16 protein-coding genes and 1 riboswitch are annotated in these 15,563 nt (G+C 68.1%); of the genes, 8 read left to right on the forward strand and 8 right to left on the reverse strand.

Annotated elements, in window-relative coordinates; all coding sequences use genetic code 11:
* Positions 1-32: 32 nt before the first annotated feature.
* Positions 33-129, forward strand: a riboswitch (TPP riboswitch).
* A 53-nt stretch (positions 130-182) separates the two neighbouring features.
* The 5 genes from thiM (at position 183) to ACIQ51_RS00545 (ending at position 4,878) form a co-directional block, all read left to right on the forward strand.
* Positions 183-983, forward strand: coding sequence for a hydroxyethylthiazole kinase (gene thiM / locus ACIQ51_RS00525; protein WP_396203037.1), 801 nt, complete (start codon positions 183-185; stop codon positions 981-983).
* Positions 974-1,651 carry a thiamine phosphate synthase gene (thiE, locus tag ACIQ51_RS00530; RefSeq protein ID WP_396203038.1) on the forward strand — a complete coding sequence of 226 codons (678 nt, stop codon included), beginning with the start codon at positions 974-976 and terminating at the stop codon, positions 1,649-1,651. The genes thiM and thiE overlap by 10 nt, the downstream gene beginning before the upstream one ends.
* Positions 1,648-2,466, forward strand: coding sequence for a bifunctional hydroxymethylpyrimidine kinase/phosphomethylpyrimidine kinase (thiD, locus tag ACIQ51_RS00535; RefSeq protein ID WP_396203039.1), 819 nt, complete (start codon positions 1,648-1,650; stop codon positions 2,464-2,466). The genes thiE and thiD overlap by 4 nt, the downstream gene beginning before the upstream one ends.
* Before the next feature lies 1 nt (position 2,467).
* Positions 2,468-3,232, forward strand: a complete 765-nt coding sequence (locus ACIQ51_RS00540) for a 3-oxoacyl-ACP reductase (protein ID WP_396203040.1) — start codon at positions 2,468-2,470, stop codon at positions 3,230-3,232.
* A gap of 98 nt (positions 3,233-3,330) precedes the next feature.
* The gene (locus tag ACIQ51_RS00545) at positions 3,331-4,878 is read left to right on the forward strand and encodes a murein L,D-transpeptidase (protein WP_396203041.1); all 1,548 of its coding nucleotides are present in this window, start codon (positions 3,331-3,333) and stop codon (positions 4,876-4,878) included.
* On the opposite strand, the gene ACIQ51_RS00550 is transcribed toward ACIQ51_RS00545, so the two are convergent.
* A complete protein-coding gene (locus ACIQ51_RS00550) occupies positions 4,875-5,417 on the reverse strand; it encodes a DUF4256 domain-containing protein (RefSeq protein ID WP_396203042.1) in 543 nt (180 codons plus the stop codon). The two genes, ACIQ51_RS00545 and ACIQ51_RS00550, sit on opposite strands and share 4 nt — an antisense overlap.
* On the reverse strand, positions 5,414-5,902 hold the full coding sequence (locus ACIQ51_RS00555) for a hypothetical protein (RefSeq protein WP_396203043.1): 489 nt from the start codon (positions 5,900-5,902) through the stop codon (positions 5,414-5,416). The genes ACIQ51_RS00550 and ACIQ51_RS00555 overlap by 4 nt, the downstream gene beginning before the upstream one ends.
* A 166-nt stretch (positions 5,903-6,068) precedes the next feature.
* Between ACIQ51_RS00555 and ACIQ51_RS00560 the strand changes: the two genes are divergently transcribed.
* On the forward strand, positions 6,069-7,322 hold the full coding sequence (locus ACIQ51_RS00560; RefSeq protein ID WP_396203044.1) for an EAL and HDOD domain-containing protein: 1,254 nt from the start codon (positions 6,069-6,071) through the stop codon (positions 7,320-7,322).
* On the opposite strand, the gene ACIQ51_RS00565 is transcribed toward ACIQ51_RS00560, so the two are convergent.
* The gene (locus ACIQ51_RS00565) at positions 7,267-7,911 is read right to left on the reverse strand and encodes a hypothetical protein (RefSeq protein ID WP_396203045.1); all 645 of its coding nucleotides are present in this window, start codon (positions 7,909-7,911) and stop codon (positions 7,267-7,269) included. The two genes, ACIQ51_RS00560 and ACIQ51_RS00565, sit on opposite strands and share 56 nt — an antisense overlap.
* On the reverse strand, positions 7,908-8,450 hold the full coding sequence (locus ACIQ51_RS00570; RefSeq protein ID WP_396203046.1) for a hypothetical protein: 543 nt from the start codon (positions 8,448-8,450) through the stop codon (positions 7,908-7,910). Before ACIQ51_RS00570 ends, ACIQ51_RS00565 begins: the two co-directional genes overlap by 4 nt.
* A 273-nt stretch (positions 8,451-8,723) precedes the next feature.
* Here ACIQ51_RS00570 and ACIQ51_RS00575 point away from each other — a divergent pair, with 273 nt between their 5' ends.
* Complete coding sequence (locus tag ACIQ51_RS00575; RefSeq protein ID WP_396203047.1) at positions 8,724-10,946, forward strand: glutamine synthetase III; 2,223 nt, start codon at positions 8,724-8,726, stop codon at positions 10,944-10,946.
* Positions 10,947-11,039: 93 nt separating this feature from the next.
* Here ACIQ51_RS00575 and ACIQ51_RS00580 read toward each other — a convergent pair whose 3' ends face one another.
* Positions 11,040-11,705: a hypothetical protein gene (locus ACIQ51_RS00580; RefSeq protein WP_396203048.1), complete on the reverse strand. Its 666-nt coding sequence runs from the start codon at positions 11,703-11,705 to the stop codon at positions 11,040-11,042.
* 55 nt (positions 11,706-11,760) lie between these two features.
* Between ACIQ51_RS00580 and ACIQ51_RS00585 the strand changes: the two genes are divergently transcribed.
* On the forward strand, positions 11,761-12,984 hold the full coding sequence (locus ACIQ51_RS00585; protein WP_396203049.1) for an amidohydrolase: 1,224 nt from the start codon (positions 11,761-11,763) through the stop codon (positions 12,982-12,984).
* A 17-nt stretch (positions 12,985-13,001) separates the two neighbouring features.
* On the opposite strand, the gene ACIQ51_RS00590 is transcribed toward ACIQ51_RS00585, so the two are convergent.
* The 3 genes from ACIQ51_RS00590 to ACIQ51_RS00600 all read right to left on the reverse strand — a co-directional run bounded on the left by ACIQ51_RS00590 (position 13,002) and on the right by ACIQ51_RS00600 (position 15,548).
* Entirely contained in the window at positions 13,002-13,409 is a 408-nt protein-coding gene (locus ACIQ51_RS00590) for a hypothetical protein (RefSeq protein ID WP_396203050.1), read from the reverse strand.
* A gap of 123 nt (positions 13,410-13,532) precedes the next feature.
* Positions 13,533-13,892, reverse strand: coding sequence for a hypothetical protein (locus ACIQ51_RS00595; RefSeq protein WP_396203051.1), 360 nt, complete (start codon positions 13,890-13,892; stop codon positions 13,533-13,535).
* 45 nt (positions 13,893-13,937) lie between these two features.
* Positions 13,938-15,548, reverse strand: a complete 1,611-nt coding sequence (locus ACIQ51_RS00600; RefSeq protein WP_396203052.1) for an amidase — start codon at positions 15,546-15,548, stop codon at positions 13,938-13,940.
* Between the last annotated feature and the right edge of the window lie 15 nt (positions 15,549-15,563).

Genomic DNA, 15,563 nt, shown 5'->3' on the forward strand with positions numbered 1-15,563 from the left:
GCCCCCTTTTCGGCTGCCGCACACTAAATTGCCGCCAACGACAGGGGCGTCCCGCTGCGGCGGGGCTGAGAAGCACCCTTTGAACCTGACCCAGATCATGCTGGCGTAGGGAGTCGCGGCCGTTCGTCGGGCTCCCAGTCCGAAGATCCTGTCGACTCCCGCTGCGCCTGGCGGAGGAGCTCATGACGCGACCGGCCGCATCACCGGCAGAGGCACTCACCAGCCTCCGGGCCGCCGCACCGCTTACGCAGTGCATCACCAACTACGTGGCAATGAACATTGCCGCCAACACCCTGTTGGCTGCAGGCGCCGCGCCGGCCATGGTGCACACCGCCGAAGAAAGCGGAGACTTCGCGCGCATCGCGCGCGCCGTGACCATCAACATCGGCACGCTGTCGCCGGCGTGGGCCGCGGGAATGCTGTCCGCTGTGCAAGCTGCCAATGCGGTGGGCACGCCCTGGGTACTCGACCCGGTGGCGCACTTCGCCTCGTCGTACCGCGCCGGCGTCACACGCGACCTGCTGGCACATCGCCCCACGATCCTGCGTGGCAACGCCAGTGAGATTCTCGCGCTCGCCGGCGGCGATACCACCGCCCGTGGCGTCGATGCCGCAGACCCCGTGATGGCCGCTGAACCGGCGGCACGACAGCTGGCCCGCGACACGGGTGGCGTCGTGGCCGTCACCGGCACCGTCGATCTGGTCACCGACGGGACGCGCCTCGCCACGATCCGTGGTGGCTCACCGCTCATGCCGCGCGTGACCGCACTGGGCTGCTCCCTCACCTGCCTTATGGGATCATTCGCCGCCGTGGCTGCCCCCATGGATGCGGCCATCGCCGCGCTGGTGCTGTTCGCCGAGGCGGGGGAACGCGCCGAACGCGAGGCAGAAGGCCCCGGATCGTTCGGCTGGCGCTTCCTCGACGCACTCGCCGCCGTCACACCGGACGACCTCACGCGTACGCCGCGTGTGACATGGAGCTGATCCGCGAGCAGCTGCGACTGTACCTCGTCACCGACCCCGACCTCTGTGCGGCAGCCGGCGTGCTCGACACCGTGCACGCCGCCGTGCAGGGAGGCGTGACGATGGTGCAGCTGCGCGACAAGCTTGTCACCACCGCCGCGCGCATCGAGATGGGACGCGCGCTACTCCAGCTGCTCGACGGCAGCGGCGTGCCGCTCATCGTGAACGACGACATCGACGCGGCGATGGCCATCGGAGCGCACGGCGTGCACGTGGGCCAGTCGGATATGCGCCCCCACGAGGTGCGCGCGCGCGTAGGCCCCACGATGATCGTGGGCTGGTCCTGTGAGACCGTCGCCCACGCGGCTGCCGCAGATCCGCACGTGGTGGACTATGTGGGGCTGGGACCGGTCTTCCCCACGACGACCAAGCCCGATCACGCCGAAGCGCTTGGCCTGCACGGCCTCGCGGCGGCGCGTACCGCCACCACGCTGCCGTCGGTCGCGATCGGCGGCGTCCAACTCGCCAACGGCGCCGACGTGCTCGCGTCGGGCGTCGATGGCCTCGCCGTGATTTCGGCGATCTGCGGTCAACCGCATCCAGGACGGGCGGCTCGGACCCTCGCGGACCTGGTCATGCGTACGCGCACGCAGTCATCCTCTCCTCGTACCACGTGGCGACCCACATGACGACACCGTCGCACATTCCCAATGTGTTGGCCATCGCCGGATCGGATCCCTCTGGCGGCGCCGGCATCCAGGCCGATCTCAAGGCCTTCAGCGCCCGCCGCGCGTACGGCATGGCCGCCATCACCGCCCTCACCGCCCAGAACACCTGCGGGGTATCGGCCGTGCATCTCGTACCGCCGGACCTTGTGCATCAGCAGCTCACCACGCTCTTCGACGATGTGCGCGTAGATGCCGTGAAGATCGGCATGATCGCCACGGCAGACATTGCGATGGCGGTCGCCGATGCCCTCTCGGCCCGAAACCAGGCGCCCGTCGTACTCGACCCCGTCATGGTCGCCAAGGGTGGTGCCTCACTCCTGCACGACGATGCCGTGAACGCCGTGCGCGAACGGCTGCTGCCATTGGCCACGCTCGTCACGCCCAATCTGCCGGAGGCGGCGAGACTGCTCGACCTGCCGGTGGCCGGAACCCGCGACGACATGCTGGCACAGGCCACTGCCCTGCAGCGTCTCGGGCCGTTGGCCGTGCTGATCAAGGGCGGCCATCTGGCGGATGAGGCAAGCCCCGACTGTCTCGTCATGGCAGACGGCGTGCACTGGTTCGAGACGGCGCGCATCGCGACGACCAACACCCACGGCACGGGCTGCACACTGTCGGCCGCCATCGCCGCCGAACTGGCCCACGGCCACACGATCGATCACGCGGTACGCGCTGCCAAGCAGTACGTGACCGGCGCGATCGCCGCCGCCCACCGCCTGACCGTCGGCCATGGCCACGGTCCTACGCATCACTTCCATGAACTCTGGCACGCCTGACATGACCCGTCCTCTCTCCGAACAGATCGTCCTCGTCTCCGGCGCCGGGCGCGGCCTCGGCGCGGCCATCGCCGTGGCGTTTGCGCGCGAAGGTGCACAGGTGGTCGTCAACTATCGGGCCAGCCGCGAGCAGGCCGAGTTGCTCGCGGCACAGCTGGGGCCGCGCGCCGTCGCCATTCAGGCCGACGTGCGCGACGCGGACCAGGTGCAGCGCATGTTCGAAGTAGTACGCCGCACCATGGGACCGGTGACCACGCTCGTACACAATGCCCTCACCGATTATCGCTTTAACGGCGACGCCCGCGACACCATTGCCACGCTGACCCCCGAGCGCCTGCGTGGCCAGACCGACACCGCCTGCGTGGGTGCATTACTGCTGCTCCAACAGGCCGTGCCAGACATGACCGCCCAGGGATTTGGTCGTGTGGTCACGATCGGTAGCAACCTGGTGCAGAACCCTGTCGTGCCCTATCACGATTACACTGCGGCCAAGTCGGCGCTGCTCGCGCTCACACGAACGGCGGCAGCGGAGCTCGGCCCGCAGGGCATCACGGTGAACATGGTATCCGGTGGATTGCTCCGCACCACCGACGCCAGTGCGGCGACGCCGGATGCCGTCTTTGACCTCATCGCCGCCAACACGCCGCTCCGGCGCGTTACCACCCCTGAGGAACTCGCGGATACGGTCGTCTTCTTCGCAAGTCCGTGGGCGCGCGCCGTAACCGGGCAAAACCTGATCGTGGACGGCGGATTGGTGTTCGGGTAAGGGCGGAGCCTACAGCTCGGCTCCCTCTCAGGGAAACGACGACACACCGGGAGGGAAACCGCAACAGCAGGCGGCACGGGCACCCGTACATTTCCACCATGGACCTCCGTACTGGTGCCCGCACCAGGTTGATGGCAAGCGCGTTGTGCATAACGCTCGGTGCGCTGCCGCCGCCCGTCGAGAACGACATCGACATCGCCCTGCGTGCGCTCACGGCGCGCGTACACAGTGATCACGATGCGCAACTCGTCCGCGGGGTGCGGCGCTTCTACGCCAACCGCGGACTCGCACCCGCGTGGACGGATTCAGCAGGGTGGAGCGGCCGTGGCCTGCAACTGCAGCGGGCAATCGCGGGAGCGGCGACCGACGGGCTGGACACCGGCATGTACCGCGCGCCGACCATCGAGGCGCGCGCGTCGTCACGCACGAACGCAGCGCATGCCCACGCCGACGTGTGGCTGTCGTTCATCGCGCTGCGATTTGCCGAAGATCTTGGCTGGGGGCTCACCGTACCGGGGCAGGTACAGCGCAGCAGCGCGTATCCACGTCGGCCCTTCCCCGCCGATTCACTCCTGACGGCGTGGAGCCGCGCCGCAGATGCCGGGCAGGCGCTGCTCGAGGTGACGCCGACCGGAGTCGGCTACGTACGGCTTCGCGAAGCGCTCGCGATGCTTCGTCGGATCTCGCGGACCACACCGTGGGAAAACGTGACGCACGGCCCCACGCTGCGGGTAGGCGCCACGGGCGAACGCGTGGCGCTACTCCGAGCGAGCCTCACGCAACGTGGCGATCTCGCGTCGGCTTTCGGCGACACCTCGGCATTCGACCAGCGCCTCGCCACCGCCGTAGCGCGTTTCCAGGAACGCCATGGGTTGATGGCCGACTCCGTGTTCGGTCCGGTCACGCGTGCGGCGATGAACGTGCCGATCACGACCCGCATACGGCAGGTGGAGCTGGGGATGGAGCGGGTCCGATGGCTGCCGCCGATCGATACGGGATGGTGGATCACGGTAAACCTGGCCGATCAACGGGCCTTCGTGCTGAACGCCGGTCGGACGATCTTCTCGACACGCGTGGTCATCGGGACGGCCACCCACAAGACCCCGATGTTTACCGGCACGCTCACGCACCTCGTGCTCAATCCCGCGTGGAATGTGCCCCCGAGCATCGCGGCGAAGGAGATCTGGCCCGCAGTTCAGCGTGATGCGTCGTATCTGGAACGGAATCACATGGTGCGCGTGGCCGACGGCATCCAGCAGCGGCCAGGGCCCTGGAATGCCCTTGGCCAGATCGCCTTCATGTTTCCGAATCGGTTCAACGTGTACATGCACGACACGCCGGCCAAGGCACTGTTCGACCGACCTGACCGGGCCTACTCGCACGGCTGCATCCGCGTGCAACGTCCACACGAGATGGCTGAACTGCTGTTGGCTCGCCAGCGGTGGTCACGGGCGGCGCTCGACTCCGCCATTGCAACGGGAGAGCGCTCGGTCGTGATGCTGCACGACCCGATCCCCGTCCGCATTACCTACGCCACGGCCTTCATGGACGATGACGGCACGCTGCAGTTCCGGCCAGACATATACAACCGCGATGCGACGCTCGACGCACACTTGCAGCGCCGTCGTGCACCCCTGGCACCCTAAACGCGCACCAGCACCCGAAATCCACGCACGGCATAGTACGACTGCACGCCGTTGTGGTACGTGAAGACGCGCCCGTAGCGTCGGTCGCCAAACAGGGCACCGCCACGCGCACGCACATCGGCCGGCGTCTGGAGCCAACTGGACGTCTTGAGATCGAACGCGCCAACGCTCTGCAGCAGCGCATAGTCCGCCTCCGTCAACAGCTCGCCGCCGATGTCCTGCGCCATCTCCATCGCACTGCCGGCCGGCTTGGCTTCCTTGCGCGCATCGAGCGCCTCGCGGTCATAACACAGGCTGCGGCGCCCGGCCGGACTTTCCGCCGCACAGTCGCAGAATAGGACGGCGCCATTCGCGTCGGTGCCGATCACATCGGGTTCGCCGCCGGTCTCCTCCATCTTCTTCAAGGCAGCGAGCGCGGCGGGCTTCGCCTCGAGGGTCGCCTGCACATCGGCCCAGCTTATGTCCTGGTGCCGGGTCATGTGCGCCGCAAAGCGGGCGGCCAGAGTGGCCAGCAACGCCGTGCGCTCCGCCGCCTTCACGCGGGCGCCTGCTCCACGGCGGCGGCCGACACCCCAGCGGCCCCCTCGAGCACCGGCAACGTCACCCCCGCTTTGGCCGCGCGCCGCTCCAGCGTCTCCCGATCCGTCAGCCCCCGGATCATCTCGTCGGCTTCACGGTTCTGCAGGTATTTGCCCTTCTCCCAACCGTCCACGATCCCCTTGGGGGTGCCGTAGATCAGGTCGGCAAACTGTGCCACCGTCAGCCCCAGGCTCTCGCGGAGCTGCTTGATGGCTTTCGGAGCCAGCAGGTCGTGCTCGGCGCGGATCTGTTCTGTCGCCGCCTTTTCGGCGGTATCCCGCTGCTCGATCGTGCGCTGCTCGTGGCCGCACTTCTCGCACCGGTAGAACTCACGGGTTACCTCGGCCGCCATGCCGCTCAAGCGCATGGTGACCGTTTCCGTGTTGAGGGCATACCGGCCCCCGCACCCGCGGTGCAGGGATCCGTCGAGGGTCGAAAGACTCATCTCGGGAGAATCGAAGACGATACTACAATGACGGGGCAGTCCTGCGCGGCGAGCGCTCACCGCGTACGCCGTGCCCCGGGTGGTGTCCGGCTCGATTGAAGCTCGTCAGGACGTGCCGGTCTGCGCCACCCCTTGCATCCCGTTGCACCACGTTATCGCCCGATCCATGTCCGACTTCGCGCTCGTCCGCCAACCCGTCTTCGGTGGAACCGGCTCGCTCATCGGTTACGAAATCCGGTTTCGTGACAGCGACGGACCCGGTTCCTTCACGCAGAGCGTCCTGAGTGGGACCTTCGACCTGATCCGCAATCGCATGCCGGCCTTCGTCGCCGCCACGCGCGAACAGATCCTGTCCGACGCCTTTCTGGTCGGAGAACCGGGAGCGGTCATCATCATGCTTCCCCCCTCGCTCACCAAGGACGACGCCACCAGCGAGGCGGTGCAGCGGCTGGCGGAGGCCGGCGCGAGTCTCGCGCTCGACGACGTGGGAGCCGACCCGGTACCAGCCGAGGTCTGGCTGCCACAGTGTACCTGGGTGCGCGTGGACGCGCGCAGCGGTGACGCCGCCGCGATCAACACGATGTGCGACCGCCTCACGCGCGGCGCCGGCAAGGACGGCCCGAGGCTCGTGGCGGCGCACGTCGAAGAGCTCGAGCAGTACGAGGCCACCCTCGAACGTGGGTTCGACGGATTTCAGGGCACGTTCTTCAGTCGCCCCGAGCCGCTCCCCGCGGCCGACCTCCCGCAGAGCACCGTCGCCGCCATTCGGCTCATGGGGCTCGCGCGCGACCCGACGATTACCGATGGCCAGCTCGAAGACGTGATCGCCACGGACCCAGGGCTCACCTTCCAGCTGCTTCGCCTCGTCAACGCGGCGGCTTTCGGCGGACGCGGTGTGGCATCGATCGGCCAGGCACTCCGGATCATCGGCCGCCAGACCTTCCTGCGCTGGCTCGCCGTGGCCATCGCAGCCGCGCGCAAGAGCACGAACGGCATGGACTACGAGCTGGTGCGTCAGGCGGTCGAACGTGGTCGCCTGTGCGAGCAGCTCACGGGCGCCGGGCGCGAGGCGGGCACGCTGTTTCTCGTGGGGCTCTTCTCGCTCCTCGATGCGGTGTTCCGCATGCCGCTCAGCGAAATCCTCGAGCGCGCGGCGCTCAGTCCCGAGGCCAGCGACGCGCTACGGCACCGCACCGGTCCCTATGCCGACGCGATCAACGTCGCTGAGTCGTACGAGCTGGGGCTGTTCGAGAACGCACAGGAGATCGCGAAGGACATGGGGGTGGATCCCGCCAGGCTTGGCGAGTACTACACCAACGCCATCACGTGGACGGCGGACGCCCTTGGCGCCACGGCGGAGCACTCTACCGGCCCCGCCACCCCTGCACCGCCCTCGCCATCGCCGTCGCGCCGGTCGTAATGCCGGCGCGGGTGAGCAGGAACCGCCGCCCCTTCGGCGCGCGCGACCGCTCGGGGCGCCACGCCAGACTGAGTGCGGTGGCCCCCACGATCGCCCCCAGCTGCGGCACGTGCACCCGGCGGTCACCGGCCGCGTTCTGCGCGACGAACGTACGGACCACGCCACAGCGTGCCGCCGCCAGGCTCCGAGCTCCCCAGGCGCGGGTGGGTTCGGCGCCGACACAGGGTCCGGTGAGGTCACGCCAGGGCACGACCGCGTGCAGGCCCGCCCGCAGCGACTCTTCCGCTACTGCGAAGCCGGCCTGATCGCCCAGCCGCGCGCCGTAGCCGCGCCACGTGCGCGGCCACTCGTGGGGCATGCCGAGGAGCTGCGTCCACGTGGCCGCCCGCCAGGCGCCGACCGCCCGCACCGGCAGATGCTTCGGTAGGTGCAACACCTGCGCAGGCCGCACACTGTCCGCCGGCGCTGCCCGCATCGTGTCCTGCACCGTACCCTGCGCCGTGCTCTGCGCGCCCAGCGCCCGGACGGCTGGCACGGCACCGGTGCTCGTCGCCAGACACCAGAGCACCACGCGGAAGAAACGACTCACCGCACGGTGGCCGGGGGCAGAACCTGCGGCTGCGCACTGTAGGGCTGCGGGGCGCCCGCGGTGAGGGCCAACCGCACGCGTTCCGCCTGCGCCGCGTTCACCTCGAACAGCACCGCAATCATGTTGGCGGTCCGGATTGCCTCGAACGGCGCCGTCGGCCACTTCCCAATCGTGTCACCGGGGGGCGTGAGCCGCAGCTTGTCGAGCGTCCCGGTCGCGTTCGCGCCGGCCAGCGAATCGGCGAAGTAGAACGTCACCAGCTTCGCGGTCTTGCCGATACGGTAGCGCGTGCCCGTCGCTTCGAAGTACGGGACGGTGATCGTGTCGAGCACCTTAATCCCCATCCCCGCCTTGTTGATGCGATCCTCGAGATGACAGGCGCGCCAGAGGCCATCACGCGGACAGGCCGAGTCGCTCGGCGTGGGCGGCCGCGGGACGGGGGGGCGGTAGGCGACGGGCGCCTTCTCCGGGGGCGGGGCGTCGCTGCAGGCGGCAATCAACAGCACCGGCAGCAGCAGGGAGAGCAATCGACGTGGCATGCCGGAGAATAGCACCACACGGTGCCGCCGGTCACACCAGCCGCGGCAGAGGAGCGACGACCGGGTCCTGTTATTTCTTCGGTATTTCTTCGGTATTTTTCTGATTTTTTGCCAGTGCGCTCGGTTTTCTGCTTGCCATGCACGCCTGCGGCCCGAAAACACCCCAAATGGGTTGGTAAAGAGGCCAGTCGCAACAATATTTCTGCATCATTTGCAGAATACCGGCAGCACTCGGATCACCTGGGCTGCCTGAACTCTCTTCGAGCCCCGTCCATGGCCAACAACAACAACTCGCGCATCCTGGCGATCCGCGAGATCTCGCACCGCGCGCCGCGTCACACCTCGCGCCCCGAGGAGAACGGCGTCCAGCTCCCGACGAGCGCGTGGTTCGGCTGCAACACGTTCGGCATCCGCCAGATGCGCGCGAAGCTGCCGAAGGATGTGTACAAGAAGCTCGCGGCCTCCATCCGCCTCGGAAAGAAGCTCGACTCCGACATCGCGCCCGTCGTGGCGCAGGTCATCAAGGAGTGGGCGATCTCCCGCGGCGTGACGCACTTCACGCACTGGTTCCAGCCGCAGACGGGACTGACCGCCGAAAAGCACGACGCCTTCCTCACCTTCGACGAGAACGGGCTCGCGATCGAGACGTTCACGGGTGAGCAGCTCATTCAGTCCGAACCCGACGCCTCGTCGTTCCCCTCGGGCGGCCTCCGTGCCACCTGGGAAGCGCGTGGCTACACCGCGTGGAACCCGGCCTCGCCGGTGTTCATCAGCGAAACGGGTGGCGTGAAGTACCTCTGCATCCCGTCGGTGTTCATCGGCTACAACGGGGAAGCGCTCGACGAGATGACCCCGCTCCTGCGCAGCTGCGACGTCCTGTCGACGCGCGCCACCGAGCTGCTCAGCCTCATCGGCGACACCGGTGTACTGCGCGTGATCACCACGCTTGGCGTGGAGCAGGAATTCTTCATGATCGACCGCAGCCACTTCGCGCTGCGCCCCGACCTCGTGATGGCCGGCCGCACGCTCGTGGGCGCGGCGCCGCCGCGCGGCCAGCAGCTCGAAGACCACTACTTCGGTGGTATCCCCGAGCGCGTGCAGGCGTGCATCAGCGAAGTGGAGCAGGAGCTCTACAAGCTCGGCGTGCCGATCACCACGCGTCACAACGAAGTCGCGCCCTCGCAGTTCGAAATGGCGCCGTACTTCGAGGACAGCGAAGTCGCCGTCGACCACAACCACCTGGTCATGGCGATTCTCCGCAAGGTCTCGCTGCGCCACGGCCTGCAGGCGCTCGTGCACGAGAAGCCGTTCGCCGGCATCAACGGCTCGGGCAAGCACTGCAACTGGTCCATGGCCATCGTCGCCGACAACGCGCTCGACGGCACCAACCTGCTGAAGCCGGGCAAGACGCCGCACCAGAACATCCGCTTCCTCCTCTTCCTCGCCGCGGTGCTGAAGGGCGTGCACAAGCACGCCGGCCTGCTGCGCGCGGGGATCGCCGTCACGGGCAATGAGCACCGCCTCGGCGCCAACGAAGCGCCGCCCGCCATCATCTCGGCCTTCCTCGGCAGTGGCCTCACGCAGGTGGTCGAAGACATTGCCGCCGGCAAGACGTCGCCGACCAACGCCGAACAGGCGATGCTCAAGCTGGGTGTGGCCAAGCTGCCCGAAGTCGAGCAGGACAACACCGACCGCAACCGCACGTCGCCGTTCGCCTTCACCGGTGCCAAGTTCGAGTTCCGGGCCGTGGGGGCTTCGCAGAGCATCGCGTTCCCGGTGATGCTGCTGCAGGCCGCCGTCGCGGAAGCGATCGGCGAGATCACCGAAGAGCTGAAGAAGGAGATCACGACGGCCAAGAGCACCGACGACGCGGCGTTCACCGTCGTGCGCAAGGCGTTCAAGGAAACGGCAGCCGTGCGCTTCGAAGGCAACAACTACTCCGACGAGTGGGTGGTCGAAGCCAACAAGCGCGGTCTACTCAACCTGCGGCGCACCCCCGAGGCGCTCGCGCAGCTGCTCGGCGGGTCGGCCAAGACACTCTTCGAGAACACCGGCATCCTCACGCAGGTCGAGCTCGAGAGCCGCTACCACGTGCGTCTCGAGCGCTACGTGAAGGACATCCTCATCGAACTGCACACGCTGCAGCAGATCGTGGATACGCAGGTGCTGCCCGCCTCGTACGCCTACATGGGTCAGCTCGCGGGCGCTGCCGGGCAGGGCGCCACGGCCGGGATCAACATGCAGCCGATCGTCGATGCGGCCAACGCCGTGTCGAAGCTGATCGCCACGCTGCAGAAGAAGCGCGCCGAACTCGCGAAAGTCACGGCGAAGGCCGAGCACATGCACGACGACCTCGCGGCGCAGGGTGTGTACCTCACCAGCACGGCGTGCGACACGATGGCCGACGTCCGCGACGCGAGCGACGCGCTGGAACTCGCGATTGCCGACGATCAGTGGCCGTTGCCGCGCTACCGCGAGATGCTGTTCCCGGTGTGATCGCGTAGACCGGCACATCCGGACCTCACGTACCCGAGGTCCGACACTCCCCGCGGCGCACGAGAGATTCGTGCCCCGCGGGGAGTGTGGCATTCACGAAGCGGCTCCGCTCCCGCTGCCGATCCGCGCCCCGTCCTTCTCCTTCGCCGCCATCAGTTGCGTGACGAAGCGCTGCCCCTCGCTGATGCGCTCGACCTCCACCGCCACGGCATCGATCGCCTGCTCCATCCGCTCCATGCGGCGTGTGGCCTCGAGCAGCTCCGGCGTGATCTTCGGCTGACGCGCCCGCATGAGCATCGCCCGCGCGGCCGCCAACGCGAGCGGCATCGCAACGGCGAGGGTCCCCACAATGGAGATCGCGGTAAGCTGTCCGGACGAAAACACCCCGTAGCGCACAGCCTCCTGCGCGGCTTCCTCCGAGGCCAGTTCGAGCGGCGCCGCCGCGAGGGCCCGCCCGTTTTCGGCGATGTCCCGCTCCAGCTGTACGATCCGCTCGTCCAGCACACGCAGTCGCTGCTCCAGCCCCACACGCCCCGCCCCGTCGGCACGCCGTAAATCGCGCACCACATCCTCACGGCGGCTCTGCGCACTCGAAATCTGGCGGGACAGCTCCGCACGCTTGGCCTTCAGTGCGTCCACGTCGGCCGCCGTCATCGGGCGGGCGAGGCTAATTGGCTGGCCCGTGCCCACGTCGGCGGCGACGGCGGGCCCGGGTGGGGCGGGCGAGGCGGGTGGCGTGGGGGGCTGTCTCAGAGGCATACTGCAACGTACGCGGAAGATGGCATCCCGGTTACACCCGTTCCGGTCGGTTCGCATGGCCACGTCGCAGGACACCCCGCTTTCCCCATCGCCGCTCGATACGGCGAGTGTGCTCGAGGCCGCGGCCTCCCTCGCGCCCCAGGTCGTGGCCTGGCGCCGCCACCTGCACCGCCACCCCGAGGTGGCCTTCGAGGAAGTCGCCACGTCGCAGTTCATCGTCGACACGCTGCGCGCGATCGACGGACTGCAGGTCTCCCGCCCCACCGCCACGAGCGTCATGGCAATCCTCGTGGGCGCCTCCCCCGGCCCGACGATCGCCGTCCGCGCCGACATCGACGCCCTTCCCATTCTCGAGGAGAACGACGTCGACTACCGGAGCACGCGTGAAGGGGCCATGCACGCCTGCGGACATGACGGGCACACCGCGATCGTGCTGGGGCTGGCCACGCTCCTCGCGGCGCATCGGGATCGACTCGGCGGGACGGTGCGCTTCATCTTCCAGCACGCCGAGGAGCAGCTGCCAGGTGGCGCGGAAGAACTGGTGCAGCGTGGGGTGATGGATGGGGTGGCCCACGTGATCGGGCTCCATCTCTGGGCACCCATGCCCTTCGGCCGCATCGGCATCGTCAGCGGTCCGGCCATGGCGTCACCGGACACCTTTCAGTGCCAGATCATCGGTCGCGGTGGACATGCCGCGGCACCGCATGAAACGATCGACCCCATCGCTATTGGGGCGCAGATCGTGACCGCGCTGCAGCAGGTGGTCTCCCGCGGCGTGGATCCGCTCGACCCTGTCGTACTCTCAGTCACGCAGTTCATCGCCGGCACCACCAACAACGTCATCCCCAGCACCGCATTCATCGGTGGCACCGTGCGCACCTTCGATGCGGACCTCCGGCGCTCGGTGCCCGCGCAGATGGAACGCGTCATTCAGGGAATCACCGCCGCCTTCGGCGCGAGCTACGCGTTCAGCTACGAACTGGGCTACCGTCCCGTGGTCAACGACCCCTCGCTCGCCGCACGCCTCTCGCAGGTCGTCGAGCGCACCTTCGACCAGGACACCCTCATCCCGCTTCGTCCCACCATGGGCGGCGAGGATTTCTCGGCCTACCAGCAGAAGGCGCCAGGCGTCTTCGCCTTCGTCGGGGCGGGCAACGAGTCGGCGGGCATCACCTTCCCCCATCATCACCCGCGCTTCCAGATCGACGAGCGCTCGCTCGACGTGGGCCTTCGCTATCTCACCGCAGCCACCCTCGAACTGCTCGACACACCCGTCTGAGCCAGGCGCGACCAGCGTCAGGCTTCCGCGCGCGGGAAACCCCGGGTATCGCTCACGACCTCGGCCACACACACGCGATAGCCGTCGGGATCCTCCAGCTCGAACTCCACCTGGCCATACGGCATGAGTTCGGGACCTCGGACCAGCGGGGTGCGCTTACGCGCCCGGTCGAGCAAGGTCACCAGCTCGTCACCGGCGAGCCGGATGTACACGTCCCAGTCGTAGGAGCGCCGGGAACGCACCACCGGCTCCGCACAACGGCGCAGCATCAGTTCGGTCGCATCCCGGCGTAGGATGCAGAATTCGTAGGGAGGTACGGCGGGAAACGGGTCGGATGCGAAGCCGAGGATCTCGCGATACCACACGATGCTGCGCTCCACATCGGTCACCCGCAGCACGGGCACGATGGCGACAAACTGTGACATGCGAGAACAACGCCAGTGACGTGCCCGGAGTTGCATCCGCTTTGTCCCACCGCGGCGGGCCCGGTCCCACGTACCAGCCGCCTAGGCGACCTCGGGCCGTGCGGAGCGTGGCCAGCGCCTGCGTCACCGCAGCCCGCGCGGCATCTCCTGGCCATTGAGCTCACGCGCATTGGGCAGTTCGTTCGGGACCGACTGCGCGCGCAGATCGCCGCACCGATCAAAGGCATCCTTCGAACCGGCATCGATGGTGTCGGGGAGCAGTGCACGGTCCACCCGCATGGTATCCATGCGATCACGTGCCTGTGCATAGAAGCCCTCACACAGCACGCGCATCGTGTCGAGGCGGGCGAGACGCTCCACGCCCTTGTCAGCCGCCTTTCCGAACCAGTACCACGCCGCCACGCCGATCACCGCGGCAAACAGCACGCTGCCGATCGCCGCCGGCGGCGGGCCACCGCGTGATTCGGACTCGTTCTCAGCCATCGGTATCCCTGTGTTGCAAAATGAAGGGCGGAACGACGTGAGGCATCAGGCGATCGTACGCAACAGGCGCGGCGCACGTCGTGCCTTGGTCTTCTGTTCGAACGCGTAACCAAGTCCCAGCAACTGAGCCTCCGTGTACGCCGTCCCGATGAACGAAAGCCCCAGCGGCAACTCGCTCACGAACGCCATCGGCACCGTGAGCGACGGATAGCCGGCCACGGCCGCCACGCTGGAATTGCCGCCGCTGTAGCGATCGCCGTTCACCCAGTCGATCGGCCACGAGGGGCCATTGGAAGGGGCCACCACGGCATCGAGCCGATGGTCGCGGAAGAGCGCATCGAGTCCCTCGGTGCGCGACAGCGTGCGGCAGCGCGCCAACGCCTCGGTATACGCCGCGTCTGTCAGGGCCCCCTTGGCCTGCGCCTGCTCGAAAAGCTCCTGCGCAAACCACGGCATCTCGGTGACGGCGTTGGCCGTGTTGTATGCGATGAGCTCATCGAGCGTGCGGTACATCACACTGTCCCCGCGCGACGCGAGATACGCATTGAGCCCGTCCTTGAACTCGTACAGCAGCACCGTGAGTTCGTCCGCATCGTACTTCCCCACCGTGGGCACGTTGCACGGATCGATCACCGTGGCCCCCGCGGCGCGCAGCACGTCGACGGCGCGATCGAAGGCAGCGTCGACGGCGGGATGAAACCCCGCCATGTTGCGGGCAACGCCGATGCGCGCCCCCTCGAGCGCCTGCGGGCGAAGCGCTGCGAGATAGTCGTCGACCTGGCCGGTGGCGTTCGCCGTGACGGGATCGCGCGGATCACTGCCGCGAATGACCTGCAGCAGGAGCGCGGCGTCGGCCACGGTCCGCGTCATCGGGCCGGCGGTATCCTGCGTGGCGGAGATGGGAATGATCCCCGCGCGGCTCACCAATCCCACGGTGGGCTTGAGCCCCACCAGCCCGCAGATGCTGCTCGGGCAGATGATCGACCCATCGGTTTCCGTGCCGATCCCCAGGACCGCGAGGTTCGCGGAGATCGCCGTGCCCGTCCCGCTGCTCGAGCCGCAGGGATTGCGATCGGTCACGTAGGGATGGCGCGTCTGTCCGCCGCGGCCGCTCCATCCGCTGGTGGAGCGCGTGCTGCGGAAGTTGGCCCACTCGCTGAGATTGGTCTTGCCGAGGAGCACCGCCCCCGCGTCGCGCAACTTGGTCACCACCGTAGCGTCGCGCAGGGCCGGCTTCCCCACCAGCGCCAGCGACCCCGCCGTGGTCTGCATGCGGTCGGCGGTGTCGAGGTTGTCCTTCACCAGCACCGGGATGCCGTGCAACGGCCCGCGAATGGTGCCGGCGCGCCGTTCGCGATCGCGCTCGGCCGCGATGGCCAGTGCATCGGGGTTCACCTCGATCACCGACCGCAGCCGCGGCCCTGCGGCGTCGATGGCCGCGATGCGCGCGAGATAGGCCGCCGTGAGCGCGCGCGAGGTGAGGGTGCCCGCCCGCATCCGCCGCGTGAGATCGGCGACCGTGGCCTCTTCGAATGCGAAGGGCGCGATCGGCGGCGGTGTTGCGGGTGCACCGGGCGCGGCGACGACCTCCGCCGGCGTGAGCATCGTGCCGGCGGCCGCCGTTCCGGCCACACTCAGAAAGTTGCGACGATCCATGCTGCTCCCCACAGG

It is taken from the genome of Gemmatimonas sp. (genome assembly GCF_044344655.1).
Classification (GTDB): domain Bacteria; phylum Gemmatimonadota; class Gemmatimonadetes; order Gemmatimonadales; family Gemmatimonadaceae; genus Gemmatimonas.